At 61.3% G+C, this 25689-nt stretch carries 25 protein-coding genes and 2 pseudogenes; 18 read left to right on the top strand and 9 right to left on the bottom strand.

What is annotated here, in order from left to right; genetic code table 11:
* Positions 1–14: 14 nt before the first annotated feature.
* Genes ACWKWE_RS05655 through ACWKWE_RS05645 form a run of 3 tightly spaced genes read right to left on the bottom strand, consistent with a single transcriptional unit; the run spans position 15 to position 2409 of the window.
* Complete coding sequence (locus ACWKWE_RS05655; RefSeq protein WP_166597680.1) at positions 15–617, bottom strand: class I SAM-dependent DNA methyltransferase; 603 nt, start codon at positions 615–617, stop codon at positions 15–17.
* Entirely contained in the window at positions 614–1381 is a 768-nt protein-coding gene (locus ACWKWE_RS05650) for a PIG-L deacetylase family protein (RefSeq protein WP_166597681.1), read from the bottom strand. The genes ACWKWE_RS05655 and ACWKWE_RS05650 overlap by 4 nt, the downstream gene beginning before the upstream one ends.
* The gene (locus tag ACWKWE_RS05645; RefSeq protein ID WP_483849920.1) at positions 1378–2409 is read right to left on the bottom strand and encodes an acyl-CoA dehydrogenase family protein; all 1032 of its coding nucleotides are present in this window, start codon (positions 2407–2409) and stop codon (positions 1378–1380) included. Before ACWKWE_RS05645 ends, ACWKWE_RS05650 begins: the two co-directional genes overlap by 4 nt.
* Positions 2410–2639: 230 nt before the next feature.
* On the opposite strand from ACWKWE_RS05645, the gene ACWKWE_RS05640 reads away from it, so the two are divergent.
* The 3 genes from ACWKWE_RS05640 (at position 2640) to ACWKWE_RS05630 (ending at position 4229) form a co-directional block, all read left to right on the top strand.
* Positions 2640–3017 (top strand): DUF2946 domain-containing protein, encoded by a 378-nt coding sequence (locus ACWKWE_RS05640; protein WP_483849919.1) that lies wholly within the window; start codon positions 2640–2642, stop codon positions 3015–3017.
* Between the two features lie 112 nt (positions 3018–3129).
* Positions 3130–3738, top strand: a complete 609-nt coding sequence (locus tag ACWKWE_RS05635) for an SCO family protein (protein ID WP_166597684.1) — start codon at positions 3130–3132, stop codon at positions 3736–3738.
* Positions 3738–4229, top strand: coding sequence for a copper chaperone PCu(A)C (locus ACWKWE_RS05630; protein ID WP_483849918.1), 492 nt, complete (start codon positions 3738–3740; stop codon positions 4227–4229). The genes ACWKWE_RS05635 and ACWKWE_RS05630 overlap by 1 nt, the downstream gene beginning before the upstream one ends.
* 58 nt (positions 4230–4287) lie before the next feature.
* On the opposite strand, the gene ACWKWE_RS05625 is transcribed toward ACWKWE_RS05630, so the two are convergent.
* The 4 genes from ACWKWE_RS05625 to ACWKWE_RS05610 form a co-directional block, all read right to left on the bottom strand.
* Positions 4288–5562, bottom strand: a complete 1275-nt coding sequence (locus tag ACWKWE_RS05625) for an Nramp family divalent metal transporter (RefSeq protein ID WP_483849992.1) — start codon at positions 5560–5562, stop codon at positions 4288–4290.
* A gap of 139 nt (positions 5563–5701) precedes the next feature.
* Complete coding sequence (locus ACWKWE_RS05620) at positions 5702–6367, bottom strand: glycosyltransferase family 2 protein (protein ID WP_483849917.1); 666 nt, start codon at positions 6365–6367, stop codon at positions 5702–5704.
* A gap of 306 nt (positions 6368–6673) precedes the next feature.
* A complete protein-coding gene (locus ACWKWE_RS05615) occupies positions 6674–7237 on the bottom strand; it encodes a type 1 glutamine amidotransferase domain-containing protein (protein WP_166597688.1) in 564 nt (187 codons plus the stop codon).
* A 132-nt stretch (positions 7238–7369) separates the two neighbouring features.
* Positions 7370–7705, bottom strand: coding sequence for a hypothetical protein (locus tag ACWKWE_RS05610; protein WP_166597689.1), 336 nt, complete (start codon positions 7703–7705; stop codon positions 7370–7372).
* A 466-nt stretch (positions 7706–8171) separates the two neighbouring features.
* Between ACWKWE_RS05610 and ACWKWE_RS05605 the strand changes: the two genes are divergently transcribed.
* Both ACWKWE_RS05605 and ACWKWE_RS05600 read left to right on the top strand, forming a co-directional pair.
* Entirely contained in the window at positions 8172–9254 is a 1083-nt protein-coding gene (locus ACWKWE_RS05605; RefSeq protein ID WP_483849916.1) for a glycoside hydrolase family 3 N-terminal domain-containing protein, read from the top strand.
* 97 nt (positions 9255–9351) lie between these two features.
* On the top strand, positions 9352–9759 hold the full coding sequence (locus ACWKWE_RS05600) for a hypothetical protein (protein WP_483849915.1): 408 nt from the start codon (positions 9352–9354) through the stop codon (positions 9757–9759).
* A gap of 23 nt (positions 9760–9782) precedes the next feature.
* Here ACWKWE_RS05600 and ACWKWE_RS05595 read toward each other — a convergent pair.
* Positions 9783–10965, bottom strand: a pseudogene (locus ACWKWE_RS05595) (hypothetical protein).
* Between the two features lie 194 nt (positions 10966–11159).
* Here ACWKWE_RS05595 and ACWKWE_RS05590 point away from each other — a divergent pair.
* From ACWKWE_RS05590 to ACWKWE_RS05545, 10 genes are all read left to right on the top strand, one after another.
* Entirely contained in the window at positions 11160–12101 is a 942-nt protein-coding gene (locus ACWKWE_RS05590; RefSeq protein ID WP_166597693.1) for a LysR substrate-binding domain-containing protein, read from the top strand.
* A 132-nt stretch (positions 12102–12233) separates the two neighbouring features.
* Complete coding sequence (aldA, locus tag ACWKWE_RS05585) at positions 12234–13658, top strand: aldehyde dehydrogenase (protein ID WP_483849914.1); 1425 nt, start codon at positions 12234–12236, stop codon at positions 13656–13658.
* A 197-nt stretch (positions 13659–13855) separates the two neighbouring features.
* Positions 13856–15175 (top strand): MFS transporter, encoded by a 1320-nt coding sequence (locus ACWKWE_RS05580; RefSeq protein ID WP_483849913.1) that lies wholly within the window; start codon positions 13856–13858, stop codon positions 15173–15175.
* A gap of 1 nt (position 15176) precedes the next feature.
* Positions 15177–16394: a mandelate racemase/muconate lactonizing enzyme family protein gene (locus tag ACWKWE_RS05575; RefSeq protein WP_483849912.1), complete on the top strand. Its 1218-nt coding sequence runs from the start codon at positions 15177–15179 to the stop codon at positions 16392–16394.
* Positions 16395–16443: 49 nt separating this feature from the next.
* Positions 16444–18102, top strand: coding sequence for a GMC family oxidoreductase (locus tag ACWKWE_RS05570; RefSeq protein WP_483849911.1), 1659 nt, complete (start codon positions 16444–16446; stop codon positions 18100–18102).
* Between the two features lie 147 nt (positions 18103–18249).
* The gene (tam, locus tag ACWKWE_RS05565) at positions 18250–19014 is read left to right on the top strand and encodes a trans-aconitate 2-methyltransferase (RefSeq protein ID WP_483849910.1); all 765 of its coding nucleotides are present in this window, start codon (positions 18250–18252) and stop codon (positions 19012–19014) included.
* Positions 19015–19051: 37 nt separating this feature from the next.
* A complete protein-coding gene (locus ACWKWE_RS05560; protein WP_166597699.1) occupies positions 19052–19555 on the top strand; it encodes a cupin domain-containing protein in 504 nt (167 codons plus the stop codon).
* Between the two features lie 381 nt (positions 19556–19936).
* The gene (locus tag ACWKWE_RS05555) at positions 19937–20722 is read left to right on the top strand and encodes a sulfite exporter TauE/SafE family protein (protein ID WP_483849909.1); all 786 of its coding nucleotides are present in this window, start codon (positions 19937–19939) and stop codon (positions 20720–20722) included.
* 91 nt (positions 20723–20813) lie between these two features.
* Positions 20814–21446: a LysE family translocator gene (locus ACWKWE_RS05550; protein WP_166597701.1), complete on the top strand. Its 633-nt coding sequence runs from the start codon at positions 20814–20816 to the stop codon at positions 21444–21446.
* Positions 21446–22018, top strand: a complete 573-nt coding sequence (locus ACWKWE_RS05545; RefSeq protein WP_166597702.1) for a GNAT family N-acetyltransferase — start codon at positions 21446–21448, stop codon at positions 22016–22018. The genes ACWKWE_RS05550 and ACWKWE_RS05545 overlap by 1 nt, the downstream gene beginning before the upstream one ends.
* Before the next feature lie 60 nt (positions 22019–22078).
* Here ACWKWE_RS05545 and ACWKWE_RS05540 read toward each other — a convergent pair whose 3' ends face one another.
* The gene (locus ACWKWE_RS05540; RefSeq protein ID WP_341958372.1) at positions 22079–22408 is read right to left on the bottom strand and encodes a hypothetical protein; all 330 of its coding nucleotides are present in this window, start codon (positions 22406–22408) and stop codon (positions 22079–22081) included.
* Positions 22409–23085: 677 nt separating this feature from the next.
* Between ACWKWE_RS05540 and ACWKWE_RS05535 the strand changes: the two genes are divergently transcribed.
* The 3 genes and pseudogenes from ACWKWE_RS05535 to ACWKWE_RS05525 all read left to right on the top strand — a co-directional run bounded on the left by ACWKWE_RS05535 (position 23086) and on the right by ACWKWE_RS05525 (position 25603).
* A complete protein-coding gene (locus ACWKWE_RS05535; RefSeq protein ID WP_483849908.1) occupies positions 23086–24054 on the top strand; it encodes a threo-3-hydroxy-L-aspartate ammonia-lyase in 969 nt (322 codons plus the stop codon).
* A gap of 163 nt (positions 24055–24217) precedes the next feature.
* A pseudogene (locus ACWKWE_RS05530) lies at positions 24218–25045 on the top strand (methyl-accepting chemotaxis protein); the annotation flags it as partial.
* Between the two features lie 165 nt (positions 25046–25210).
* Positions 25211–25603: a PDC sensor domain-containing protein gene (locus ACWKWE_RS05525; protein ID WP_483849991.1), complete on the top strand. Its 393-nt coding sequence runs from the start codon at positions 25211–25213 to the stop codon at positions 25601–25603.
* Positions 25604–25689: the final 86 nt, after the last annotated feature.

Raw genomic sequence — 25689 nt, 5'->3', positions numbered from 1 at the left:
AGCAAGCCGTGAGGCTACGGCCGCACCTGCTCATCCAGATCAATCCCACCCGGCTGCCGGCTCCACATCTCCAGCAAAAAATCCTGCTCTTCATGCTGCAATGTGCGTGGCATCTTCAGGTGCTGATCAAGCAGACCATGGGCCTCGCGACCCTCCATCGGGCAACCGTCGATGGGGTGCAGCCAATGACAGGCCAGCACGGCGCCGTCCGGCGTCAGATGGGCAACGATCTTTTCGATGACTTGCACAAACAACGCAGGCGCCAGGTAATACGCCCACTCGCTGACGACGATCAGATCGAACGTTCCCTCGGGCCAATCTTCCGGCAGGCACCCTTCGATCACCGTCGAGCGAGCGAAGGGCCTCAAGCGTTTACGCGCCAATTCCACCGCCCGGGCGCTCATGTCCATGCATACCAGCTCATCGCATCGCTGGGCCAGACGCAGGCTCAGCTCGCCATTGGCGCAGCCCGGCTCAAAAATCCGCTCATAGCGTTGACGGGGCAGGGCGGCGAGGGTCAGGTCGCGTTTGCGCTGTTCGTACCAGCGGGTGCGAAAGGCCCACGGGTCATCGCTGTCGGCAAACAGTTCATCGAAGTAATCAGCAGGCAGGCTCACAGAAACACCAGTTCGAAGGGCTGGAGCAAACGGTCCAGGGTCACGGCGTCCAGCACGGGCAGGGCGCCGGTGCTGGTGTCGGTTTGCAGCTGGCTGGCGTGAGAGGTGATGGCGCGGCGTTTGCGCGCCAACTGTTCGTCGCCGAGCATCAGCTTGCGCGCTTGTTCCCACGGAATGCGCGGGTCGTTGGGTTCGGCCCAGTGCCAGGCCCAGATCGGTACTTCCACCAGCGTTGCGCCGGTGCTGGCGGCGGCTTGGGCAGCGCAATGGCCGACGGCTTCGTGATCGCAGTGGCCGTCGTGGCGCCAGGTGCTGAGCAACACGTCGCTGGGGCGCAAGTCCTCGCTCAGCAGCGCGATCAACGCTTCGGAGCCTTCGGCCACGCCGCCATCGACGAGGCTCAGGCGATGCCAACTCAGGCGAGACACATCAAGGCCCAGCGCGGCGACCGCGTACTCGCTTTCGAGACGACGCTGCGCGCGAAGCCGCGCCTGCGGCCACTGTGACGAGCCGGGATGACTGCCTTCGCCATCGGTGACCGAAATCAGCTGAATCTCCTGTTCCCGACCGGCCATCGCCATCGCCGCCAGCAATCCGCCGCAGGCCAGCACTTCATCGTCCGGGTGAGGGGCCAGCACCACCAGCCGTGAACCCGGCGGCACCAGCGCTTCGAGACTGATGACCTGGGCGCCGCGCAAGGCGGTGCTGTCTTGCCATTGGCTCAAGGGCGTGCCCGCGACGCCAAAAGGTTGCGCCTGACTCATAACGACCAATCCTCCGTTTCCCGTGCGGCAAGCAGTTCGCCCAGTTGCGCCAAATCACGCTCGGCATGGCTTTGACGAATGAACACCGGCAGGTCCACGGCCAGACGGGCGAACTGCGGATCGCGACAGAACGGCGTCGCCCCCAGTGCGCGGCCCACATGCCGACAGACGTGCTCGACCGCCATTTCGACCTGTGCCCGCACCCGTTGCACCGACAGACGCGCGTCAGCTTCAGGGTGGGCGTCGATCCACGCCGCGCAAGCGTGCAACGCTGCCGATGCCCCATGCAGCGCAGCGTCTACCGAGCCAAGGTGCGCATCTGCATGGGGATCGGGCCGACCCTCTTGTCGCTGTCGATGAAGCGTTCGTGCGAGGGAAGCCGCTGCGCCGTACCACGCAGCGGCGATGCCAGCGCCGCCTTGCCAGAAGCCGGGGCGCGACAGGTAGGCGCCCGACTCACCGACGCAATGCCCGACAGCGCTGTCGAAATGCACATCCACGCTGGCGGTGGTGGCCATGCCAACGGCCTGCCAGGCTTGTGCGTCGATGGTGATGCCAGGCTGATCGAGTCGAACGGCCACCAGTTGCGGCTGGTCATCGGCGGTCCAGGCGGTGATCAGTGCGTAGTCAATCTGCTGCGCGCCGGAACACCAGGCTTTGCGGCCATTCAGGCGAACCTCTTCGCCATTCCGTGCACTGACCCCGACTCGCGCCGAGGGCGGCTCAGCGGCCCACACGCCCCAGATGCCCGGCTCGGTAAACGGTGCGCACGCCAGTTCCTGCAAGATGGCCAAGGCATCGGTGTGACCTTCGTACAGCTTGAGCAGTGCCAGATCGATGCCGCCGACCGCCGCTAATTGCTGCCAGCGCAGCAGGGTTTGCCCGCTTCCCGGCACCGGCAAGCGATCCAGCCCGCGCTCGATGCACAGCGTCATGGCCTCGCGCAGGTGGTCATCGATCATCGGCACGTTGGGACGGCGGGCGAAATCCGCCAGCACCGCGTCAATGCCTTTTGCGTCATGGCCCATGGGTTGCGTGCTCCCGTTGTTATTCTGGCCGGCACGTTCTGCGCAGGCTGCGTATGGGATTCGGCACTCCGGGCGGCTGGGGGTTCAAACAATTTGCGGGCCCTGGCGGGTCCGTCGCCGTGCGCGCGGCGGTGTGCTGCGAGTTCTTCAGGGCCTGCGCGGTTTTGTCGCACCCGGACAGTCCGGCGCCGAAACGTGTGTGCGGGGGCAACGATGTAGAATGGCGCCCCATGAAATTCGTCCGAACCCATCAATCGCTCATTGCCTGGATGCTGTATGGCTTCATCCTGTTCAGTGGGTTTGTGTGCAGCCTGAGCCACGGCCAGATGCTGCGGGCGTTCAATCAGACGAATCCCGGCGTGGACTGCAGCGAGCAGCACGGTCTGTCCGGGCACATGGACATGGCGCAGATGGGCGAGCATGCCCAACTCATGAAGCTGTCCATGGCCGACTGTGCCTTTGCGGGGACGCTGGCGCTGTCGCTGGTATTTTTCATTGGCCTCGGCTGGATGGCGCGCAGCCGGCGCAAGCTCATTCCCCGTTCTGATTACCTGCTGCGCAAACCACCCCGACATTGCCTCCCCGGATTGTCGCCTCAGGCACCCTGAACCGGCGTGCCATACTCGCGTACCGATGGGTGTCGCCCTTTATGCCAACAGGCATTCGCAGAGGGCGATCAAAGGCTGGCGCCAACGCTGGCCGCTTCAGAGAGTTCGTCAGATGAATGATTTATTGACCCGCCGTCAGGTGATGACCGGGATGGGCATTCTGGGCCTGGGCCTGCTCGCGGGCTGCGACGGTTCGACCACCGCCCTGGATTTCAAGTACGGCAAGGACCTGAGCAACAAGATCATGGGCCGTACCTTCAAGCTCACCGACACCCAGGGCGAAACCAAGACCCTGTCCAGCTTTCGCGGGCTGATGCCGGTGGTGTTCTTCGGCTTTACCCAGTGCCCGTCGGTCTGTCCAACGGCCCTGGCCCGAGCGGCTCAGGCCAAGAAGATGATGGGCGAGGAAGGCAAGATCATGCAGGTGATCTTCATCAGCATCGACCCTGAACGGGACACGCCGGAAATCCTCGACGCTTACGTCAAGCAGTTCGACCCGAGCTTCGTCGCCTTGCGTGGCACGCTGGAGCAAACGCAGCAGGTCGCCAAGGAATTCGGCGTGTTCTATGAAAAAGTGCCGATCGGCGACACGTACACCATGTCCCATTCCGCCACCAGTTATGTGTTCGACACCCGAGGCAATTTGCGCCTGGGCCTCGGTCCTTCGCTGACCGCCAAGCAATGCGCCGAAGACTTGCTCACTGTCATGGAGGTCTGCTGATGACCGCTCTGTTTCGTATTCCGGCCCTGCGCCGCGTGCTCGCTGTCTCTTTGCTGGCGGGCATCAGCCTGTCGGCGGTGGCAGAAACCAAGGTAGAAGACGCGTGGGTCCGCACCAGCGTGCCGGGCCAGCCGTCCTCCGGCGCGTTCATGCGCATCACCGCAGACAGCGACAGCAAGCTGTTAAGCGTCGCGTCACCGGCGGCGACTCACGTGCAAGTCCACGAGATGAGCATGACCAACGACGTCATGCGCATGGGGCCCGTGGACTCGGTGCCGCTGCCAGCGGGCAAGGCCGTGGCGCTGGAGCCGAACGGCTACCACGTCATGCTCATGGGGCTGGTGGGGCAGATCAAGGAAGGGGACCACGTGCCGCTGACGCTCACCATCGAAAACGCCAAGGGTGAGCGCGAGACTGTACAGGTCGATGCCCCGGCGAAATCGATGGCCGAGAGCATGGACATGGGCCACGACCACGGCGACAGCCATTGACCTGAGGAAGCGCGCCGGCCGCAATGGCCGGCGTTCCTTGTACCTCGCGTGTCAAATGTCAGTCCCCAAACATCCCCACCAGCAACACCCCGTTCAGACCGATGATCAGCAGCGCAATCACCCACGCTACCGATGTCAGCAGCGGCCCGGCCACCAGATTGCCCATCAGCTTGCGGTTGGAGACGAAACGCACCAGCGGCACGATGGCGAACGGCAGTTGCATCGACAGGATCACCTGGCTCAAGACCAGCAGCTTCGCCGTGCCTTCCGAGCCGTAGATGCTGGTCACGACGATCACCGGAATGATCGCCAGCCCCCGGGTCAACAAGCGTCGCACCCAGCCCGGTAATTTCAGCTTCAGAAAGCCTTCCATGACGATCTGCCCGGCGAGGGTCGCGGTCACCGTGGAGTTGATCCCCGACGCCATCAGCGCGATGGCGAACAGCGCTGACGCGATGCCGACACCGAGCATGGGCGACAGCAGATGGTAAGCCTGCTCGATTTCCACGACGTCGGTCTTGCCCGCCTTGTGAAACACCGTGGCCGCCGTGATCAGGATCGCAGCGTTGACGAACAGCGCCAGGGTCAGGGCGATGGTGCTGTCTGTGACCGACCAGCGCAGGCCGATGCGACGGCCTTCATCGGTGCGCGGGTAGGCGCGGGTCTGCACGATGGAGGAGTGCAGGTAGAGGTTATGGGGCATCACCGTGGCGCCGATGATTCCGATGGCCAGGTACAGCGCGGCGGGGTTGGTGACGATTTCCGCCTTGGGAATGAACCCGGCGAACAACTCGGCCATGTCAGGGCGGGCCAGCACCATCTGTATCGCAAAGCAGCCGAAGATGATTAAAAGCAGGGCAATGACGAACGCTTCCAGCGCCCGGAAGCCTTTGCCCATCAACAGGAAGATCAGAAACACGTCGATGGCCGAAATCACCGCGCCCCACACCAGCGGAATGCCGAACAGCAAATTCAAGGCGATGGCGGTGCCGATGACTTCGGCCAGGTCGCAGGCGATGATCGCAATTTCACAGGCCAGCCATAGGGCGATGCACACCGGACGGCTGTAGCGTTCGCGGCAGGCACGGGCCAGATCCCAACCGGTGGCGATGCCCAGCCGAGCCGACAGCGCTTGCAGGACGATGGCCATGAGGTTGGACAAGAGAATGACGGAGAGCAGCAGATAACCGAACTGCGAGCCACCGGCCAAGTCCGTTGCCCAGTTGCCGGGGTCCATATAGCCCACCGCGACCATGTAGCCCGGCCCGGTAAACGCCAGCAGCCGTTTGAACCAGTTACCTGATTTTGGCAGGGCGACACTGGCACTGGGCATGCCGCCACCCAGTGTGTCGTCACCGGGGTTGGCCCGGTTTTTCAAGGGTTGCATCGATTACGGTCCCGCCGAGGTCTGGGTTCTGCGCATGCAAGGGTAGGCGCCGAACGGAGCATTCTGGCGGCATGCGTTATGAGGGTTAGCCTAATAACGTTTGAGTCGCCAGTGAATTCAGGTAATCGCCGAAGCCTTCCTTGCATCGACAGTGCTTACGGGCGCTAGTGGTCACGCTGTTGCGCGCTGTCCAGACGATGCGAGCGCCGATGCGTTCGAGGTCCGCGACCAAATGCACGTCTTCATGGGCCGCCAGCGCCTTGAATCCTCCGGCTCGGAGGTAGGCTTCGGAAGACACGCCCAGATTCGCGCCGTGAATGTGGCGGTGATCATCCACCGGGCGATAAAGCGCGTCGTACCGCTCACGCACCTGCGGTGTGTGTTCGGACCAATCGTCCACCTGCACGATGCCGCAGACTGCGTCAGCGCCGAACGCGATTTGCTCCGCCAGCCACGCGTACGGCACAACGGTGTCGGCGTCTGTGAACGCGAGCCAGCGCGCGCCTCGGTCCAGCATGCGCCGGGCGCCTGCTGCGCGGGTCATGCCGACGTTGCGGTGGTTGCACGGATGGGTGTGTACGCTATGGGCGCGTGCAATCTGCGCCGAACTGTCGGAACAGTCGTCGAGGACGATCAGAATCTCGACCGCCTCGCCGCCCAAGTCTTCATGACCGGCAGCGGCAATCAGCGATTTGATGCAGTCATCCAGATACAGCTCTTCGTTGTGTGCGGGGACAATGATTCCAATCATGGGCGATTCTCGTCAGGGCACCCGCGGTGATCGCGTTGGCCTTTCGATGTCGACGTGATTGTTTGGACAAGAGTTGCAAGTATTTTCGTTTTCGAAGACAGGCTGTCGTAAACGAGAGGTTTTGGCCCTATAAACGAAGAAAGATTGAATTAGTTGGCCAACAGCAGTTCCTACCCCGTGAGTGCGAGACTCCCCTGGCGGACTGTACGTCGCTGTCTTCCGCTGGGGTTACTCTTCTTCTAGACGCACCGACGCCGCTATAAAAGCGGCGTCGGTGCGTTTTGCTTTCGGGCTACGCCACTGGCTTCATGCCGCAAGCAGCGCCTTGCCGATGGCCTCGTTGAAGGCAGGCAGGTCATCCGGTGTGCGCGAGGTGATCAGCGTCCAGTCGTTGGCGCCGCATTGCTTGACCTCGGCATCGACCCAACCTGCCGCCTTGGCGTTGAGCAGGTCAGTGCGCACGCTAGGATAGGAGGTGAGCGTCTTGCCTTCCACAACCCCGGCATCGATCAGCAGCCATGGGCCGTGGCAGATCGCGGCAATGAGTTTGCCCGCATCAGCGAAGGCCTTGACCAGACGCTGGGCATCGGCGTCCTGACGCAGGGTGTCGGCGTTGACGGTGCCACCCGGGATGATCAGCGCATCGAATTGATCAGCGGACAAGCCCGCCAGGCGGGCGTCCGAGGTGACGCTGGTGTCTTTCTCGGTGTCGTGCAGGAACGTCTGGGCGGCGCCGCCCTTGATGGTCGCATGAGTCACAGTTGCCCCCATGCCTTTCAACGCCTCCAGCGGCTTGAGCAACTCGTCGCGCTCGATCCCGGTGTTGGCGGTGATGATCAGGACTTTCTTGCCGTTCAGTGTGGTGCTCATGGTGGTGATGCCTCCCAGTGGATACCGTGCCCGATAAATCGGACGTGTCGGTTCTCAGAGGGAATTGCAAAAACGAAAGTTCAGCCTGATTGCACCGTCGGCCATTCGCGCCATTGGAGGGTCAGGCTGGACTCACAAACATTCCCGAGCGGCTTTTTCCAGCGCGCTGCGACCGAACGCGGCAGAGAGGGGAGCCCGTTGATAGAAGAACACGCGGGTGTTGGGGTTGCCTTTGAACACTTCGAGAATGTCGTCTTGAGACACTTTGCTGGAGACCAGCAACTTAAAGTGGTTCTTGCCTTCGGTCATCGTCGTTTCGGGTTTGATTTTCTGCCACTTGGGGAACACGCATTGCGCGTAGTCCGCCGGGGCTTTGGTGGTTTCCAGATCGACAGATGGATTGTTCGGCGTGGAACCACAGCCATAAAGCGACACGGCCAGCGTAGCCGTCAGCAGTAAATGACGCATCGAGTTCATCCTGAAACTAAGCGTGAGATCACGTGAAGCCACTGCCGAGAAATTAATATCAATCCGATATCACTTTTCGATTTTTAAGTGGGCTCGCACGTGTTTGTTTTATCTCGACTTGAAAGAGAGAAGTTGGGGAACGGTATCGATTCTCATTGAAGCGTTTAGCGCCCCCTTCATCAGTTGCCGCGTATGTTGACGAGCAAACGGCTAAATGAAAAGAGCGTCCCGTAAATATTCCCCGCGCCCTTGATCTGGGCAGCGAATAGGCAGGCAACAGAAGCGTTTCCAGCGGTCATGAAACGTACACATCACAAAGAGTCGCAGGACGGATGGTCACTTCAGTGCTCACTCAGGTGAGAAGTGAGCGCTCGATTTGAAGGCTTTCCGGCTTGACAATGCCTTTCATGAGCATAAAGTGAGCGACAACGAGCATTAATGCTCCTATTTATTGATGAGAACGAGCATGATGACCGAACTGCACCGAGCAGCCTATTCCGTCTTGCTACCGGCTTTCAGCGGACTCACGCTTGATGAGGGTGTGCGTCGTTTCCTGAAAAACGGTGGCGTTTCCATCTTGTTGGGCGAAACCCGCGACGAATACCTCGCGCGCAAGATGACTTTCGAGCGTCGCCGCGCTGAAGCCCAGGCGGATTTCTCCCGTATCGTCGAGCATGCCGCGGACTGTGCAGGTGGCCCGGTATTGGTGGCCGTTGATCAGGAGCTTGGAGGCATACAACGGTTGCATCGGCTGGTGCCCGGTATGCCGTCGGCAGATGAACTCAAGACGCTCAGCAGCGAAGACATCGAGGCGCGCAGCTATGAGATGGCAAGTTCGGCGCGGGCCATGGGGGTCAATATGTTCCTGGCCCCGATCGTCGATGTGGTCACCGGCAACAACCCTTGGTTGCACAATCGCCATTTGGGGCCGGATGCCGTTCAAGTCGCGCGTATTTCCTGCGCGTTCATCCGGGGCGTGCAGCGGGCAGGGGTGATCGCCACGGCCAAGCACTTCCCCGGTCACTATGAAACCCAGGACGACCCTGCTGTGGCGAGGGCCTTCGTACCGGACAACCTAGAAGCGCTGAACGAGGGGCTGGACGTGTTCCGCCAAGTGATCGCGGCCGGCGTGAAAGCGATCATGCCAGGTCCGGCGGTGTTTCCCGCACTCGACCCGCAGCACTCCGCCAGCACATCGCGCAAGGTCATTGGGCTGTTGAGCGAGGAGTTAGGGTTCGATGGGCTGATCATTTCAGACGACCTGGACGCCGTGTCCATCCTGCGCGACAACAGCATCACCGACACGGCCGTCACAGCGTTGGAAGCGGGCGCGCATCTTTTGCTGGTGTCCAGTGACTCGGGTCTGGACGACATCGCTCAGGCCATCGTCGATGCGGTGGAAAATGGCCGGCTTGATCGCCAGCGATTGGTGACGGCGTCGAATCAGGTACGAGGCCTGGCGCAAGCCTCCAGAGATCAGGTCGAATCCGGGCTGTACGTGTCCTACCCGATTCCGGGCGGTCAGCTCACCCGACGTGTCGTTCGCTGACCGCACACGTTCGTTGCAGGGCAGTAGGCAGGGGGTGGGGCGGCATTGCACAATGAGCCGCGCCTGAAAGACCTCATCTGCCAAGAGTCTGCTGCCCATGTTCACGCCTCTCGCCTACGCCGAACTCATGCGTTTCGCCCAACGCTCCCACACCCTCACCCAGCCTTGCACGTGTCAGTCCAAATCCTTCGTGGGCTGGGAAGGGCTTCCCGTCTCGCTCAAGGAAAGCCAACTGCGGGAAGTCGGCTCCCTGATCGCCGCCGAGGAAGAAGACCTCACGCTCGACGAATACCACCCCGCCAACACCTCCTATTGGTCACCCGACGCCCCCATCGCCCCACAGTTCTTTCCCTACAACCGCTGCAGGGTTTGCGAATGCGTGACCTGCGGCCGCGTGTACCTGCGCTATGCCGAGGCAGGGGCGTACCACATCGAGCAGCGGATTCGCAGTCTCGATGCGAGGTTGATGGTGGATGCGGCGTTCGAGGGGGTCGGGCGGGCGTAGCGCGGGCGTAGCGCGTCCAGCACTTAGAAGTAATACCCAACGTTCACATACAGCTGGTTCTCCCACTGATTGCTCCCCCCCGCGCCGAGGCTCTGGCTGTAATCGCTGCCGCCGATGTACGGGTCGTTCTTGCCGATCAGCCATTCGGTGGCGACCCACAGTTTGCTGACCGAGAACGAGGAGCCGAGGATTACGCGCTGGGAGTCGTCGAAGCCAGCGGCGGATTTCTGGTAGGCGCTGTAGTTGGCGTAAAGCTTGATGCCGCTGATCTGGTCGAACAGGTATTTGCCGCCGACGTCGTAGCTCAGGTCGGCAACGTACAGGTTGGCGCGGCTGGCGACGTTGTAGGTGCCGTCGTAACCGCCGAAGGTGACCAGTTCGTCGGTGCCGGGGTTGCGCGGCGACATCTGTTGGCGGGCGGGCGGCTTGCAATTGCACGCCCCACGGGCCGTTTTTACCGATGTAGTGAACGGCGACGGCGTTGCGTCGGCCATCGCGGTCGGTGTCGTTGTTTTCCAGCGAAGAGGTCAGGCCCGAGACGCCGACTTCGGATTTCCATGGCCCGAGGTCGAGCGCCCTGGCCACCCGCAGCACGACGGTGTTGCGCTCCTGGTTGTCGCTGCCGTTGGCGACGTAACTGTCCGCTTGCGACACGACACTGGAATAGGTGCGGCCATTGCTGGTGCCTTTGCCTTGCCACGCCGGACGCAGGTAGTAGCCCGCCTGAATGTTCCAGTCGCCGGTTTGCTGAATGTATTTGGCGCCCATTTCCTCGACGTCTTCCAGGCCGACCACGTTGCCGAGGGTCTCGAAGAAAGTGCTGCCGAAGTAAGGCTGCAAGCCGAACGGGATCTGGTTCAGGCCCACTTGGATCTGTTGATCCGGGTTGAATTTATAGCCGACCCACGCGTACTCGGGGAACGAAACATCGCCCACGTGTTTGGTGTATTTATAGGGGTAGGAGTGTCCGTAGAAGCGGTATTTCGCCGCACCGATCCAGCTGTCGGAGGTGTATTTGGCGGTGAGGAACACGGTGTCGAAGTTGAATTTCTGAATGTCCCGATCCGGGTCGTAATCCCAGCGCGCTCGGATGGCACCGCCCAGGTCGAGGTGGTCGGTGACTGGCACGGCCATGGCAGGCGCGGAGCAGGCACAGAGAAGGGTGAGGCACGAAGTAGACAGCCGCAGGGAAGCGCAGGAAGGCATGGGTACGTCTCGGTTGTTTTTATTAGATGGCGCGCAGTTTTGTGATCCGCGCTTCAATCGACAAACGATTATTTGTCCGGCCAAACCTTCGGCAAATGCATGTTACTGCCAGAAAATTCTCCAACGGCCGTAGTCGACACCTGTCGTACCGTGGGATGCTTCGCGCCTTCCCCGTGGCGGTCAGAGAGCTTCACATGAAACGCAAAATGCCCGGCCTCAATGCCCTGAAAGCCTTCGAAGTGGCCGGCAGCACCGGCAGTTTTACCCGCGCAGCCGAGCTGTTGAACGTGACCCAGAGCGCGGTCAGTCGCCAAGTGCGCCAGCTTGAGGAGCAACTGGGTGAGACGCTGCTGGAGCGTCGCCATCATCATCTCGACCTCACCAGTGCCGGTCGGGTGCTGTTGCGGGCGCTGCATCAATCCTTCGACAAAATCGAAATGACCGTGCGCAGCCTTCAGCAGAAATCCCACTCCAATCGTCTGCGGATCAACGCGCCGCCGACGTTCACCCATCGCTGGCTGATGCCGCGCCTGGGGCGCTTGCGCGAGCAGCATCCCGAATTGGAATTGAGCATCAGCACCCGTTTGCAGGACAGCCTGGCCGAGACCAGCACCCTCGATTGTGCGATCCGGTTTGGCAACGGCGAGTGGGACGGGCTGGACAGTTCACTGCTGATTCAGGAGCGGCACATCGCGGTCTGCGCGCCGTCGCTGTATGCGCGGGAGTCGAGCGACGAGGGGATCGACCTCAATCGCCTGACGCTGCTGCACGTGCTGGCCAACGAGGACCAGCGCTACCTGACGTGGAAACACTGGCTCGACGCCGCACGCATCCAGGGCGTCGATACCCAGGGCGGGTACGAGTTCGACCTGCTCGACCTGGCCATTCGTGCGGCGGTCGACGGGCTGGGCATCACCATCGCCGACTGGCACATGGTCGCTCCTGAATTGGCCACCGGACACCTGACTCAAGTGATGAACGTGCACGTCGAAGGCCACCAATCGTACTGGCTGGTGACGCGCCCGGAGCAGGATTTGCCGCAATTGCAGGTCTTCAGCCAGTGGTTGCAGGAAGAAATCTGGCTGGCGCAGCGTCAGCTCGAACCCTCTACGGCGGCCCTGACAGCGATTCCCTGACCACCCAACGATAGGGCTGGGCAGTAACGTGCGTTTTTGGAATGTTTGTCGGATCAATAAATCGTTTGTCGCCACCGTGTTCGATGACAAGACTGATCGTCATTCGTACAAAAACAACGGTGGACGTCCCACATGCGACTCGAACGAAACTATGTCAACGGCCAGTTTGCCGAGCCTGCCCATGACGCGGTGATTGCGGTCTACAACCCGGCCACCGAAGCGTTGGTTGGACATGTCCCGGCGGCAACCGCCGAGGAAGCGGTGGCGGCCGTGAACGCCGCCGCTGCGGCGCAGAAAGTCTGGGGCGGTTTGACCAGCATCGAGCGCGGTGACCATCTGCGTTCCCTGGCCGACGCCCTTGAGGCCTGCGCCGAAGACATCGGTCAGGCACTGGCCGCCGAGTCCGGCAAAAGCGTCAGCGACGCCAGCAACGAGGCTCGCTACGCCGCGCAAATCACCCGCTACCACGCTGAATGGGCACGCCGTATCGAAGGCGAGATCATTCCCAGCGACACCCCCAACGAAAATATCCTGCTGCAGCGTCAGCCGATCGGTGTGGTGGCCTGCCTGATTCCGTTCAACTACCCGGTCTATACGCTGCTGCGCAAAATCGCCCCGGCGCTGATCGCGGGCAACACCGTGGTGGTTCGTCCGAGCAACAACACGCCGATTTCAGCCTTTGAAATCGCCAAGGCCGTACAGCAATCGGGCATTCCGGCCGGGGTGATCAACATCCTCACCATGGACCACAAGACCGCTGCGAGCGTTTGCACCCATAAAGCCGTGGGCATGATCACCCTGACCGGCAGCGTCAACGCCGGGCGCATCGTGCTGGACTATTGCAAGGAAAACATCGCCAAACCGTCGCTGGAGCTGGGCGGCAAGACCCCTGCGATCATTGAGGCCGATGCTGATCTGGAAAAAGCCGCGAGCGATATCGTTGCCTCCAAGACCACCCACTGCGGCCAACTCTGCACGGCGGTTGAGCGGGTGTATGTGCACGAGAGCGTCTACGAGCGCTTCCTCAGTTTGCTCAAAACCAAGATCAGCGCGGTGGCTTTTGGTGATCGAGCCGAAGACGCTTCGCGCATGGGCCCGCTGGTCAGTGCGAGTGCCCGACAGAACATTCACGCCCTGGTCGAGCGTGCCATCGGCGAAGGCGCAGTGCTCGAAACCGGTGGCGTGTTGCCCGTAGGTAAAGGCCATTTCTACCCGCCGACCCTGCTCAGTGGCTGCCGTCAGGACATGGAGATCGTTCAGGAAGAAATCTTCGGCCCGGTGCTCCCGGTGCTCAAGTACCGCGACATCGACGAAGCGCTGGTCATGGCCAACGACCATCAATTCGGCTTGTCGTCGGTGCTGTACACCGAGAACTACCGCACCACGATGAAAGTCGCCAACGCCATCGAAGCCGGTGAGCTGTACGTCAATCGCACCCCTGCCGACCCGTATCAGGGTTTTCACGCCGGTTGGAAACGCTCGGGGCTGGGGGGCGATGACGGCAAGCACGGCATGCTCGAATTCACCCAGACCCGGCTCGTTGTCCTCAAGTTCTAGCGGCGAGCTTCAAGCTGCAAGATAAAAGCAGACCGCGTGCTGCTTTGAAGCAGCGGTAAGTCCCGAGCTGCAAGCTACAAGGCAAAAGCGCCCCGCGTACCGCTTTTACTTGCAGCTTGCCGCTCGAAACTCGCCTCTGCGCCCATAACAACAATATAAAAAGCGCCTCGGAATCCGGGGGCGCTGAGGTCTTTCCCATGTCCAAGCCTGCTTCTGTTGCGGCCGCTGTTCAGTCGTCCGCTGCCGTGCCCGTCGCCAAGAGCGACAAGGCCAGCCGTTATATCCAGCTGATGCTGCTGGTGCTCGCCGCTGGTGCGATCTACCCGATTCTCTATCTGCGTCAGGTCTACCAGACCACCATGCTCGACGTGTTTCAGATCAGCCACAGCGAATTGGGCTATCTGTATTCGATGCTGGGCACGATCTTTCTGATCAGTTACCTGCCCAGCGGCTGGCTGGCGGACCGTATCGCGCCGCGCTTTCTGATCTTCTTTTCCCTCGTCGCCACGGGTGTGTTGGGCCTGTGGTACTCGACCGTGCCGTCGATGACCGGGCTGATGATCATCTTCGGCTGCTGGGGGCTGACCACCGGTTTGACCTTCTGGGCGTCGGTGCTTAAGCGCGTGAAAATGATTGCTCAACACTCCGAGCAGGGACGGTTCTTCGGCATTCTGGACGGCGGCCGCGGGTTAGTAGAAGCGCTGCTGGCCACCGTGGCGCTGGGCATCTTCGCTTACGCCATCGGCACGGGCGGGCAGACGGCGGCGGAGGGTTTCCGTCATGTGGTGTACCTCTATTCGTTCATCTGCATCGGCCTGGGTTTTCTGCTGGTGCTGGTGAAAGACCCGAAATCAGTCGCGGCTGAAAACGCCGAAAACGAAGAAAAGCACCACCTGCTCAGCGACCTCGCGACGCTGATCAAAATCCCGGAACTGTGGCTGGTCACGGCGATTGTGTTCTGCGGCTATCACATCTTCTGGGCCACCTACAGCTTCTCGGATTACCTGCAAGGCAGCGGCATGACCGCCGTCATGGCCGGCACCATCACCACCATCAAACTGTGGATGCGTCCGGTGGGTGGCATCGGTGGTGGCTGGCTGGGCGACAAGTATTCGAACATCTCGGTGCTGATCGTGGCGTTGGCACTGGCGTCACTGGCGATGGTCGGGCTGGTGCTGTTCCCGGCGCTGAACAACCTCGGTTTGCTGGTGGTGACGGTGATCTTCATCGGCCTGATGACCTACGCCATTCGCGGCCTGTACTGGGCGATTCTCGACACGTGCAACATTCCGCTGCGCATCACGGGCCTGGCCATTGGCATCGTCTCAGTGGTGGGCTATCTGCCGGACACCTTTATTCCGCTGATCAATGGCTACCTCACTGAGCAGTTCCCCGGTGCTCTTGGTTACAAGCTCTATTTCAGCTACATCGCTTTCATTGGCCTGATCGGCACCCTCACAGCCCTGGCGCTGCGGGCGCGGGTCAAGCGCAAAACCTTCAACGCACACGGTGCCTGACATGAAAATCATCGCCCTGGAAACCCACATCGTCGCCGTTCCGCCGCCGCACATCGGTGGCATGTACTGGCTGTTCGTCAAACTGAAAACCGATTGCGGCATCGAAGGCGTCGGCGAAATCTACGCCGCCACGTTCGGCCCCAACGCCATGCTGCCGATCATCGAAGACGTGTTCGAGCGCTACCTGCTGAATCATGACCCGCACCACATCGAACGCTTCTTCCGTCAGGCCTATTCGAGCGGCTTCACCCAGCGCCCGGACCTGACGATGATGGGCGTGGTCAGCGGCCTGGAAATGGCGTGCTGGGACATCATCGGCAAGGCGGCGAACAAGCCGGTGTACGAATTGCTGGGCGGTAAGGTCAACGAGCGTCTGCGTTCGTACACCTACCTGTACCCGGTCAACAGCCAGGGCGAGTACGACTACGACGACCCGGACCTGGCGGCTGAATGTGCGGTCGAGAACATGAACAAAGGCTTCACCGCCGTGAAATTCGACCCGGCCGGGCCTTACACCGCGTACTCCGGCCACCAGATTTCCCTGGAAGTGCTGGAGCGCTGCGAAACCTTCTGCCGCAAGATTCGGGAAGCCGTGGGCAACAAGTGCGACCTGCTGTTCGGCACCCACGGGCAGATGGTGCCGTCCTCAGCGATTCGTCTGGCACAGCGTCTGGAAAAGTACGACCCGCTGTGGTTCGAAGAGCCGGTGCCACCGGGGCAGGAAGAGGCCATGGCGCAAGTGGCGGCCAAGACCAGCATCCCGATTGCCACCGGCGAGCGCCTGACCACCAAGTATGAATTTTTCAAGCTGTTGCAGGCGGGCGGTGCGTCGATCCTGCAAATGAACGTCGCGCGCTGCGGCGGTCTGCTGGAAGCCAAAAAGATCGCCAGCATGGCCGAGGCCTACTACGCGCAGATCGCGCCGCACCTGTACAACGGCCCGATTGGCGCGGCGGCGAGTTTCCAGCTGGCGACCTGCACGCCGAATTTCCTGATTCAGGAAAGCATCGAGACCTGGGACGGCTTCCACGCCGAGATCCTTAAGAAGCCCTTGCAGTGGGAAGACGGCTACATCATCCCGTCCACCGAGCCTGGCCTGGGTGTGGAACTGAACATGGACGTGGTGCGCGCCCACACGCCGTACACCGGTTCGCGTTTGCACCTGCAGATGGCGCCGACCCCGGCGGATGTGAAAGACACATCACCGGCGCGGGGCTGAAGCCGGCGCCAATGCCTCTTTTGAATAACGACTTACGCGGTAACCGTGCATGACATACGACTACATCATCGCTGGCGCTGGCGCCGCAGGTTGCGTTCTGGCCAACCGCCTTTCAGCGTCCGGAAAATACACGGTGCTGCTGCTCGAAGCAGGCGGCAAAGACAGTTCGCTGTGGTTCAAGATCCCGGTCGGTTTCGCCAAAATGTATTACAATCCGACCTTCAACTGGATGTATTACAGCCAGCCACAGAAGCAACTGGCCAACCGCGCCATCTACGCCCCGCGCGGCAAGGTGCAGGGCGGTTCGGGCTCGATCAACGCGATGATCTACGTCCGCGGCCAGGCCCACGATTTCGATGACTGGGCAGCGGACGGCAACGATGGCTGGGGCTTCAAGGACGTGCTGCCGTACTTCCGCAAACTGGAAAACCACCCGCTCGGCGACACCGAATACCACGGCGGCAGCGGCCCGATCAGCATCACCCCGATGAAGGGCCAGACACACCCGATCTGCGACGTGTTCCTCGAAGGCTGCGAACAGCTGGGCTATTCGCGCAGCGAGGATTTCAACGGGCCGACATTCGAAGGCGCAGGCCTCTACGACGTCAACACCCGCAACGGCGAGCGCTGTTCCAGCAGCTTCGCGCACCTGCACCCGGCGCTGGGGCGCAGCAACCTGACGCTGGAACATTACGCACTGGTGGACCGCGTGCTGTTCGATGAGCAGGGGACTCGCGCCGTCGGCGTCGAGGTCAGTCAGAACGGCGTGAACCGCACGTTCATGGCGAATAAGGAAGTGATCCTCTGCGCAGGCGCCGTCGACACGCCAAAAATCCTGCAACTGTCCGGCGTGGCCGATCAGGCGTTGCTGAAAAAACATGGCATCCCGCTGGTGAAGCACTTGCCAGCCGTGGGCCAGCACCTGCAGGACCACCTCTGCGCCAGCTATTACTACAAGGCCAATATTCCGACCTTGAACGACCAGCTCAGCTCGCTGTTCGGCCAGTTCAAGCTGGGCCTGAAATACCTGTTCACCCGCAAGGGCGCACTGGCGATGAGCGTCAACCAAGCGGGCGGCTTCTTTCGTGGCAACAATGAGCAGAGCCACCCAAACCTGCAGCTGTATTTCAACCCGCTGTCGTACCAGATTCCGAAGAACAACAAGGCCAGTCTCAAGCCCGAGCCGTACTCCGGGTTTCTGCTGTGCTTCAACCCGTGCCGCCCGACCAGTCGCGGCCACGTGGAAATCGCTTCCAGCAACCCTCGCGATGCGGCACTGATCGACCCCAATTACCTGAGCACCCAGAAGGACATCGACGAGGTGATTCAGGGCAGTCGCCTGATGCGCAAAATCATGGGGGCGCCCGCGCTCAAAGGCATCACCGTGGACGAGGTCTTGCCAGGCTCGGCGGTGCAAACTGATGAGGAAATGCTGCAATATTTCCGCGAGAACAGCGGCTCGATCTATCACCTGTGCGGTTCTTGCACGATGGGCGCCGACCCCTCGACGTCGGTGGTGGACAAGCGCCTGAAGGTGCACGGGTTTGACGGTTTGCGGATCGTCGATGCGTCAGTCTTCCCCAACATCACCTCGGGCAACACGCACGCAGCGGTCCTGATGGTGGCAGAGAAGGGCGCTGATCTGATTCTGGAGGATGCGGTGGTCGCGGTCAGTGAGGTCGCGCAGGCTGCCATTCACGCGGCTTGATAGATCTGAGGCGAGCGCGATGGCCCTGCGGGAGTGAACACGCTCACTCTCACCGTCGTCGTGCGGCGCCGATAGCTGTTCATTTGTACTCCCGCGCGGCAGGCTTTACCCTCCACCGCATGCCTTTCATGACAGAAGGAATGCCTGATGAGCTGGTCAGCCAAGCAGTATTCGATGTTCGAGCAGCAACGCACCCGCCCGGTTCGCGACCTGGTCGCCGCCATTCCCACGCAAGACGTCAAGACTGCGATCGACCTCGGTTGCGGTCCGGGCAACTCCACCGAAGTGTTGGCCGAGCGTTTCCCCGACGCGCTGATCACCGGTCTCGACAGCTCCGATGACATGCTGGGCGACGCCCGTCAGCGCCTGCCGAATATCACGTTCGAACTGGCCGACATCGGCGTCTGGAAACCGGCTCAACGCTACGACGTCATTCTCGCCAACGCCTCGCTGCAGTGGGTGCCGAACCACGCCGAGCTGTACCCGCGCCTCGTCAGCCTGCTCAACCCCGGTGGCAGCCTCGCTGTGCAGACCCCGGACAACCTTGAAGAACCCGCCCACCGACTGGCGCGCGACATCGCGGCGAACGGGCCATGGGCCGACAAGATCGCCTCGGTCAAACACCCGGATCGTCATCCGGCCGCGTATTACTTTGAGCTGCTGCAACCGCACGCAGCGGAAGTCGATGTCTGGCGCACCACCTACCATCACCCCTTGGCCGGTGGGCATGCGGCGGTGGTCGAATGGTTCAAGGGCTCGGCACTGCGTCCGTACCTGCAAAAGCTTGATGACAGCGAGCAGAAAGCGTTTCTCGATGCCTATTTGAACGCAATTTCACAGGCGTATCCCGCATTGGCGGACGGCTCCGTGCTGCTGCCGTTCCCGCGGCTGTTCGTCGTTGCGACCCGCTAGATGCGCGCCTACAGATGCTGGGATCACAGGAAAAAATATGACCAATCGTCAGCTCGATCTGGCATCTCGCCTGATCCGCAACTTCAACGAAGTGCCGTTGGAAGCTGAACGTCGCGACCCGCTCTACGAGAGTCAGGCCGCGAGACTCGGCACTGGCACCGCCGCCCAAAAGCTCGGCGCCTCCGTGGACATCGTTGCGCCGGGCAAACGCTCCTGCCCCTACCATTTCCACTACGCTCAGGAAGAGATGTTCGTGGTCATCGAAGGGCAGGGCAGCCTGCGCGTCGCGGGCGAAATGCTGCCGATCAAGACCGGCGATGTGATCTTCATTCCCCCGGGCCCGGAATACCCCCATCAGATCATCAACACCTCCGACGCGCCGCTCAAATACCTTTCCATCAGCACCCGCGAAACCCCGGAAGTCTGCGAATACCCGGATTCCGGCAAGTATCAGGCGATGGTCACTATAAACGGTGCGAGGGCGTTCAAGGCCGTGCAACGTCCGGAGGCAACGCTGGATTATTGGGACGGGGAGCCGTGAGCGTCGACGTGTCTGTGACGTGACTCGCTGTCCGATGTTTTGAAATGCCGCGCGGCAGTGGGAACGAATTCATTCGCGAAAATCAGTCAGGCGACAGAGATGTGCCGGATCTACGGGCCCTTCGCGAATGAATTCGCTCCCACAGTTGGAACGGCGTCGGGCGATACTTTTGCGGCGACACGGGGCCTCTGTGGGAGCGAATTCATTCGCGAAAGATCGACCAGGCAACGCAGGAGTGCCTTCTGGAACACGATCACACGCACAGCTTTGGTTATAACCATAGACCTTTTTGATCTACGCCCTATATAAGAAAAACAGCGGTCCTTAGATGAAAAATCGTTATCCTGCGCGCCAGTTTTTTTCCGCGCGTCAGGCAGAACAATGGATTTTGGCAATATAGGTTTCGTCGTGGCTGGCCTGGTGGTCGGTTTCATCGTCGGCATGACAGGTGTCGGCGGCGGGTCGTTGATGACTCCGATCTTGCTGTGGTTTGGCATCAATCCCGCTACCGCCGTGGGCACCGATCTGCTGTACGCGGCCATCACCAAAAGCGGCGGCGTGCTGGTGCACAGGAAGAACGACAACATCGACTGGGGCATCACTGGCTGGCTCACGCTGGGCAGCGTGCCTGCCGCCGGGTTGACGCTGTGGTTCCTGAGCAGCTTGCACACTGCGCCGGACGCGATGAACGCGGTGATCAAGCAGGGTCTGGGCGTCGTTCTGCTGCTGACGGCATTGGCCATCTTCTTCAAACAGCGTTTGTTGGCGTTCGCTCAGCGCCACGCCGGGGATCACTACCGCCTCAGTGATCGAAGCTTGAACAGCCTGACGGTGCTCACCGGGGTGATCCTCGGCGTCATGGTTGCGTTGACGTCTATCGGCGCGGGCGCGCTGGGCACGGTGGCTTTGTTTATCCTCTATCCGTTTCTGCCCACGCGTCGGCTGGTCGGCACCGAGATCGCCCACGCCGTGCCGCTGACGCTGATCGCAGGCCTCGGCCACGCCAGCATGGGCAACATGAACTGGCCCATGCTGGGCTTTCTGTTGATGGGGTCGTTGCCGGGGATTTATCTGGGCAGCCAGTTGACCGGGCGTGTGCCCGACGCGGTCCTGCGGCCGTGCCTGGCGGTGATGCTGATCGCTATCGGGTACAAGCTGGCGTTTTGAATCGGCCAGACAGACCCAATCAGTCCGCTCGTCAAAAACTCGGCAGCTCCGTAAACTGAGCCTCTTGTGCCAGCCACGAAAGGGACGTCCCATGCTCGCCTTCTCCACCCTCGCGTTGTTCTCGGGGGCCTGCCTCGCGCTGGCGCTCACCCCTGGCCCCGACATGCTGCTCATCGCCTCGCGCAGTGCCAGCCAGGGCAGGGCAGCGGGTTTCGCCTCGCTCGCAGGCATCCAGCTCGGCACCTATTGCCACGCACTGGCGGCCGCGCTAGGGCTGTCCCAACTGTTCGTCACGGTGCCCGTGGCCTACGACGTGGTTCGCTTCATCGGCGCGGCGTATCTGCTGTATCTGGCGTTCAAGACCTTCCGCTCCACCGGCACCGCGCTGTCGGCCAATGCGTCGTTGCCCCGCTATTCGCGGGCGCAGATTTTCCGTCAGGGCCTGCTGACCAACGTGCTCAATCCCAAAATGGCGCTGTTCGTGCTCGCGCTGTTCCCGCAGTTTATCGATCCCGACGCAGGGTCCATCGTCGTGCAGATGTTGCTGTTGGCAACGGTGCTGAACGCCGTGGGTGTCATCGCCAATGGCGCAGTGATTGTCATGGCCAGTCGTCTCGGTCAACGGGTCGGCAGCAGTGAGCGGGCGGCGCGCTGGATGCAGAAAATCCTCGGCACAGTCTTTCTCGGCCTGGCGTGCCGACTGGCCCTCGTCGGGCGCGATTGATGGAGATCATTGCTGAGCCGCAGTTGATCCGGCTGGTCACGGAGCGGTTGATCCTGCGGCCCGCGCTCGCTGGGGACGCGGCGCAGATACGGGCGTACAACCTGACCAACCACAAGCACTTGCAGCCGTGGCAGCCGACCCGTCCCGCCGGTTTTTTCGACATCGACAACATTCTGATGCGCATTGCCTACGTTGAACGCGAGCGGCTGGCGGGGCGTTGTCTGCACCTTTTGATGCTTGATCGTGCCAGCGGCGACATGGTGGGCGAATGCAATTTCAGCAACGTCGTGCTGGGGGCATTTCAGGCGTGTCACTTGGGGTATTCGCTGGCCAAGGCCGTCCAAGGACAGGGGCTGATGACTGAAGGGCTACGCCGGGGCATTGCCCACGTGTTCGACGATTTGCAGTTGCACCGGATCATGGCGAACTACAAGCCAGAAAACGAGCGCAGCGGTCGCGTGCTGGAAACACTGGGATTCGAGAAGGAAGGCTTCGCCCGGGCCTATCTGAAGATCAATGGCGAATGGGCGGACCATGTGCTGACGGCTCTGGTCAATCCGGGGCTTTCGTAAGCACCTGCAAAAACGCCGCTGCCCACCTGTTCAAACGAGTGGCCAGCGGCGTGGCAAGGTTCAGCAAAGTTTGTCGATGACGCGCAGGCCCGGCTCTTTTTGCGCGCTGCCCCATTCGCTGCTCAGGGTGTCGAGCACCTGACCCAGGAATTGTTTGTCGGCGGCGGCTTTCTTGCCGACGTAGCCGTGGCCTTTGCGGTACATCTTCAGCCGCGCACGCATGTGCGGACGTTGTTCGTCGAACTCTTGTTCCTCGGTGCAGGCACCCAGGCCGTCCATGTGCACATCACCTTTCTCACAGACCCAGAGAATGTGGCTATCGAGGGAGTCCTTCTGCGCCGCGAACAGTCGAGCCAATTGATCAATGGTGGGTTGATTGTTCAGATTCATGGTTGGATACCCCTTTATCGCCTGTCGTTAATCTATCTGGTTAGTTCAAACGTAATGGCAGATCGTCCATCGATCCGCAGTCCTTTCACACGCTGACAAACAAGGTCCGTCAAACACAACAGAGCCGGAGCCGTTGCCGGGCAGGAGGTGGTGTTGATGAGAGGCTGAAACGGGATGGGTCGAAACGCAGGAGAGAAACGGCGGGCGTCGTAAGGACACTGGCGACGTATCGTGGTCGGCCACAAGTGTCTTGAGGACGTTTCGCCAGCGCTCGGCCTATGGGTCGATCATGCCGGTTCAGCTTCATCAATCTGCCTTGTGGGCAGCACACATCCAGAGGTTGTTCGACGGCTTTGTCGAACGGGCCCGGAATACTTTTGCCAGCTCTCCCGATCAGGGAGACGGCCTCACTATGCAATCGCCGAAACACTTCGTCAACTGTTTTGTAGTGATTATTTTCGTGGACTACATTTTTTGTAGTGCCGATACACAAAGGTCCGTTCGTGACTACAAAGTCAGTGTTTACGGGGCCTGTACCAATGTCCCGGTTGTCATCGACCCAAGAACGGTTGCCTGAACCGCTTGCGAACCTTTACCTTCCCGAGGTCTATGTTCCATGGCTGGCGAGCCCGGGATTTTCGATGAAACCGGTCTTGCCGACGACTAAGAGGATGATGATGGAAACGCTCGTACTCCCCACGTATGACGATGTGATCGCAGCCGCCAAACGTATCGAAGGCCACGCCCACAAGACCCCGGTCCTGACCTCACGCACGGTGGACCGTGAGCTGGGCGCCGAGGTGTTTTTCAAATGCGAGAATTTCCAGCGCATGGGGGCGTTCAAGTTTCGCGGCGCGTTCAATGCGTTGTCGAAATTCGACGCTTCGCAGCGCAAGCATGGTGTGGTGGCGTTTTCTTCCGGGAACCATGCGCAAGGTATCGCCTTGTCCGCTCAACTGTTGGGCATCCCCGCGACCATCGTCATGCCCCACGACGCTCCGGCCGCCAAGGTCGCTGCGACCAAAGAATACGGCGCCACCGTGGTGGTGTATGACCGCTACAAGGAAGACCGCGAAGCGATTGGTCGCACTCTGGCGCAAGAGCACGGGCTGACGTTGATCCCTCCCTACGATCATCCGGACATCCTCGCGGGGCAGGGGACAGCCGCCAAGGAGCTGTTTGAGGAAGTGGGCGCTCTGGACACCTTGTTCGTCTGCCTCGGCGGCGGCGGGCTGCTCAGCGGCTCCGCGCTGTCGACCCGGGCGCTGGCGCCGAACTGCAGGCTGTATGGGGTAGAGCCTGAAGCGGGCAACGACGGTCAGCAGTCACTGCGCAGCGGCCGCATCATCAAGATCGACACACCCAAAACCATCGCTGACGGCGCCCAGACGCAGTATTTGGGCAATTACACTTTCGGCATCATCCAGCGTGACGTGGATGACATCCTCGTCGCCAGCGATGCGCAACTGGTGGAAGCGATGCGCTTCTTCGCCGAGCGCATGAAAATGGTGGTCGAGCCGACCGGATGTCTCGGCTTTGCCGCTGCCCGTGAAAGGGCGGCTGAGCTGAAAGGGCAGCGGGTGGGGGTGATCATCAGTGGCGGAAACATCGACCTGAACACGTACGCGAAGCTGCTGGCGCGCTGACCGATCCGTGAATCGACCGCACCAAAAGGGTCAGCCCGCGTCCTGAATCCCCCGATTTGGTGCGTGCGCTGACCCTTTCTCTCTGTCATGGCGGGGCGCTCCGGCTCAGCTCTGATGGCACTGTGCTTGCAGCATCTTCCGCACACACGGACGGAGATGCCGAATGTTTTCATTGCGCGCCAACAAACACCGGGCTCAAGACGACGATGCCCTCAACCTGTTGTTCGACGATCTGGACCTGACGGTGCAGCTGTCCGGGCCTTCGCCGTTCAATGCGCGTCTCAACGGCTTCAGCCAGACCCTGCACCAGCGCCTGGCCGAGAGCCTCGCCGCCTCGGTGGACATCGCGGCCCACGCCCCTGAGTTGGCGCGCATCGCCCGCGTCACCGAGCAGAGCGGGCAGCGATTGGCTCAGGCTTCGGAACTGATTGCCAGCGCCAGTGAGCAGGTCAGCACGTCGCTGGACACCGAGTTGGTGCCCGGCGCCGCGCAGGTGGCCAGGCTGTCCAGCGAGGTGACGTTGACCCTGCGCCAATGCCAGCAGACCGGCGAACAGGTGCTTGGGCAAGTCGAGGCCATCGGCTCCAGCGAGCAGAAACTGGAGGCGGTGATCGGTCAGTTGTTCGGCCAGTTGGAGGAGGTCAGCCAGGTCCTCGGCGTCATCGCCAGCATCTCTCAGCAAACCAACCTGCTGGCGCTCAACGCTGCCATCGAAGCCGCTCGCGCCGGGGAGCATGGCCGGGGCTTCGCGGTGGTGGCCGATGAGGTGCGACGGCTCGCCGGGCACACCACTGAATCCACGACGCGGGTGAGTCAGATCATCGAGCGTTTTCGGGCGGACATGGATCAGCTCGGCGCCGCGGGCAGCATCATGCACGCGGCCGTGGCCGAGGGCCGTGCGAGCATGACCCGCATGGGTGAGGACTTGCTCAGCACCCAATCAGCGATGGATCAGCTGGATCAACGGGTCGGCCACATCGCCTCAGGCACGGAGCACATCGGCATCGCGGTGCATGCGATCAACCGCGACGTGCAGAACATCGCCGGGGTCGCCTCGGAGCTGTTGGGCAACGCCGGACAGGTCCTGACCCACAGCGACGCCGTGCGCAACAGCGGCGATCATCTGTTGAACGGGTTGGGCGGGTTTCGGTTGCAGATGCACAAGGCAATTCAGGCGAGCGTCGAAAGCCTCGGCAGCGAAGCGGCGATGCACGGCGATCTGCAGATGGCCGAGCGTTTCATGCTCGACACCCTGCGCCGGGATTCGCGGTTTGAATTGTTTTACATGGTCGACCGCAACGGCAATCAGATCACCGAAAACATCGGGCTGGACACCGACGACAAGGCGCCAAGCTGCAAGGGGCGCAATTGGGCGCAGAGGCCTTGGTTCAAGGAGGTCGCGGATCAGTTGACCAGTTACATCACACCGGTCTACCGCTCTTCGGCCACGGACGCGTTTTGCATCACCGTGTCAGTGCCGATCTTTGCCGCGAACGGGCAGTTGCACAGGGTGCTGGCGGCGGACGTGAGGTTGTCGGCGTTGATGTGAAGGGCGGGCAGAGAAGGACTGCCGGGAATGCTGATGAACCTGTAGGAGCGAATTCATTCGCGAAGCGTTCGAACAATCGACGCCGT

It is taken from the genome of Pseudomonas salicis (genome assembly GCF_057128705.1).
The sequence above is the reverse complement of the archived record's forward strand: the minus strand, read 5'-3'. Positions and strand labels throughout refer to the sequence as shown.

Excerpts from the sequence above, each read along its gene's own strand:
- ACWKWE_RS05650 (WP_166597681.1), bottom strand. The coding sequence starts at position 1,381 with ATGAGTCAGGCGCAACCTTTTGGCGTCGCGGGCACGCCCTTGAGCCAA.
- ACWKWE_RS05645 (WP_483849920.1), bottom strand. The coding sequence starts at position 2,409 with ATGGGCCATGACGCAAAAGGCATTGACGCGGTGCTGGCGGATTTCGCC.
- ACWKWE_RS05640 (WP_483849919.1), top strand. The coding sequence starts at position 2,640 with ATGAAATTCGTCCGAACCCATCAATCGCTCATTGCCTGGATGCTGTAT.
- ACWKWE_RS05635 (WP_166597684.1), top strand. The coding sequence starts at position 3,130 with ATGAATGATTTATTGACCCGCCGTCAGGTGATGACCGGGATGGGCATT.
- ACWKWE_RS05630 (WP_483849918.1), top strand. The coding sequence starts at position 3,738 with ATGACCGCTCTGTTTCGTATTCCGGCCCTGCGCCGCGTGCTCGCTGTC.
- ACWKWE_RS05625 (WP_483849992.1), bottom strand. The coding sequence starts at position 5,562 with ATGCCCAGTGCCAGTGTCGCCCTGCCAAAATCAGGTAACTGGTTCAAA.
- ACWKWE_RS05620 (WP_483849917.1), bottom strand. The coding sequence starts at position 6,367 with ATGATTGGAATCATTGTCCCCGCACACAACGAAGAGCTGTATCTGGAT.
- ACWKWE_RS05615 (WP_166597688.1), bottom strand. The coding sequence starts at position 7,237 with ATGAGCACCACACTGAACGGCAAGAAAGTCCTGATCATCACCGCCAAC.
- ACWKWE_RS05610 (WP_166597689.1), bottom strand. The coding sequence starts at position 7,705 with ATGCGTCATTTACTGCTGACGGCTACGCTGGCCGTGTCGCTTTATGGC.
- ACWKWE_RS05605 (WP_483849916.1), top strand. The coding sequence starts at position 8,172 with ATGATGACCGAACTGCACCGAGCAGCCTATTCCGTCTTGCTACCGGCT.
- ACWKWE_RS05600 (WP_483849915.1), top strand. The coding sequence starts at position 9,352 with ATGTTCACGCCTCTCGCCTACGCCGAACTCATGCGTTTCGCCCAACGC.
- ACWKWE_RS05590 (WP_166597693.1), top strand. The coding sequence starts at position 11,160 with ATGAAACGCAAAATGCCCGGCCTCAATGCCCTGAAAGCCTTCGAAGTG.
- aldA (WP_483849914.1), top strand. The coding sequence starts at position 12,234 with ATGCGACTCGAACGAAACTATGTCAACGGCCAGTTTGCCGAGCCTGCC.
- ACWKWE_RS05580 (WP_483849913.1), top strand. The coding sequence starts at position 13,856 with ATGTCCAAGCCTGCTTCTGTTGCGGCCGCTGTTCAGTCGTCCGCTGCC.
- ACWKWE_RS05575 (WP_483849912.1), top strand. The coding sequence starts at position 15,177 with ATGAAAATCATCGCCCTGGAAACCCACATCGTCGCCGTTCCGCCGCCG.
- ACWKWE_RS05570 (WP_483849911.1), top strand. The coding sequence starts at position 16,444 with ATGACATACGACTACATCATCGCTGGCGCTGGCGCCGCAGGTTGCGTT.
- tam (WP_483849910.1), top strand. The coding sequence starts at position 18,250 with ATGAGCTGGTCAGCCAAGCAGTATTCGATGTTCGAGCAGCAACGCACC.
- ACWKWE_RS05560 (WP_166597699.1), top strand. The coding sequence starts at position 19,052 with ATGACCAATCGTCAGCTCGATCTGGCATCTCGCCTGATCCGCAACTTC.
- ACWKWE_RS05555 (WP_483849909.1), top strand. The coding sequence starts at position 19,937 with ATGGATTTTGGCAATATAGGTTTCGTCGTGGCTGGCCTGGTGGTCGGT.
- ACWKWE_RS05550 (WP_166597701.1), top strand. The coding sequence starts at position 20,814 with ATGCTCGCCTTCTCCACCCTCGCGTTGTTCTCGGGGGCCTGCCTCGCG.
- ACWKWE_RS05545 (WP_166597702.1), top strand. The coding sequence starts at position 21,446 with ATGGAGATCATTGCTGAGCCGCAGTTGATCCGGCTGGTCACGGAGCGG.
- ACWKWE_RS05540 (WP_341958372.1), bottom strand. The coding sequence starts at position 22,408 with ATGAATCTGAACAATCAACCCACCATTGATCAATTGGCTCGACTGTTC.
- ACWKWE_RS05535 (WP_483849908.1), top strand. The coding sequence starts at position 23,086 with ATGGAAACGCTCGTACTCCCCACGTATGACGATGTGATCGCAGCCGCC.
- ACWKWE_RS05525 (WP_483849991.1), top strand. The coding sequence starts at position 25,211 with ATGCACAAGGCAATTCAGGCGAGCGTCGAAAGCCTCGGCAGCGAAGCG.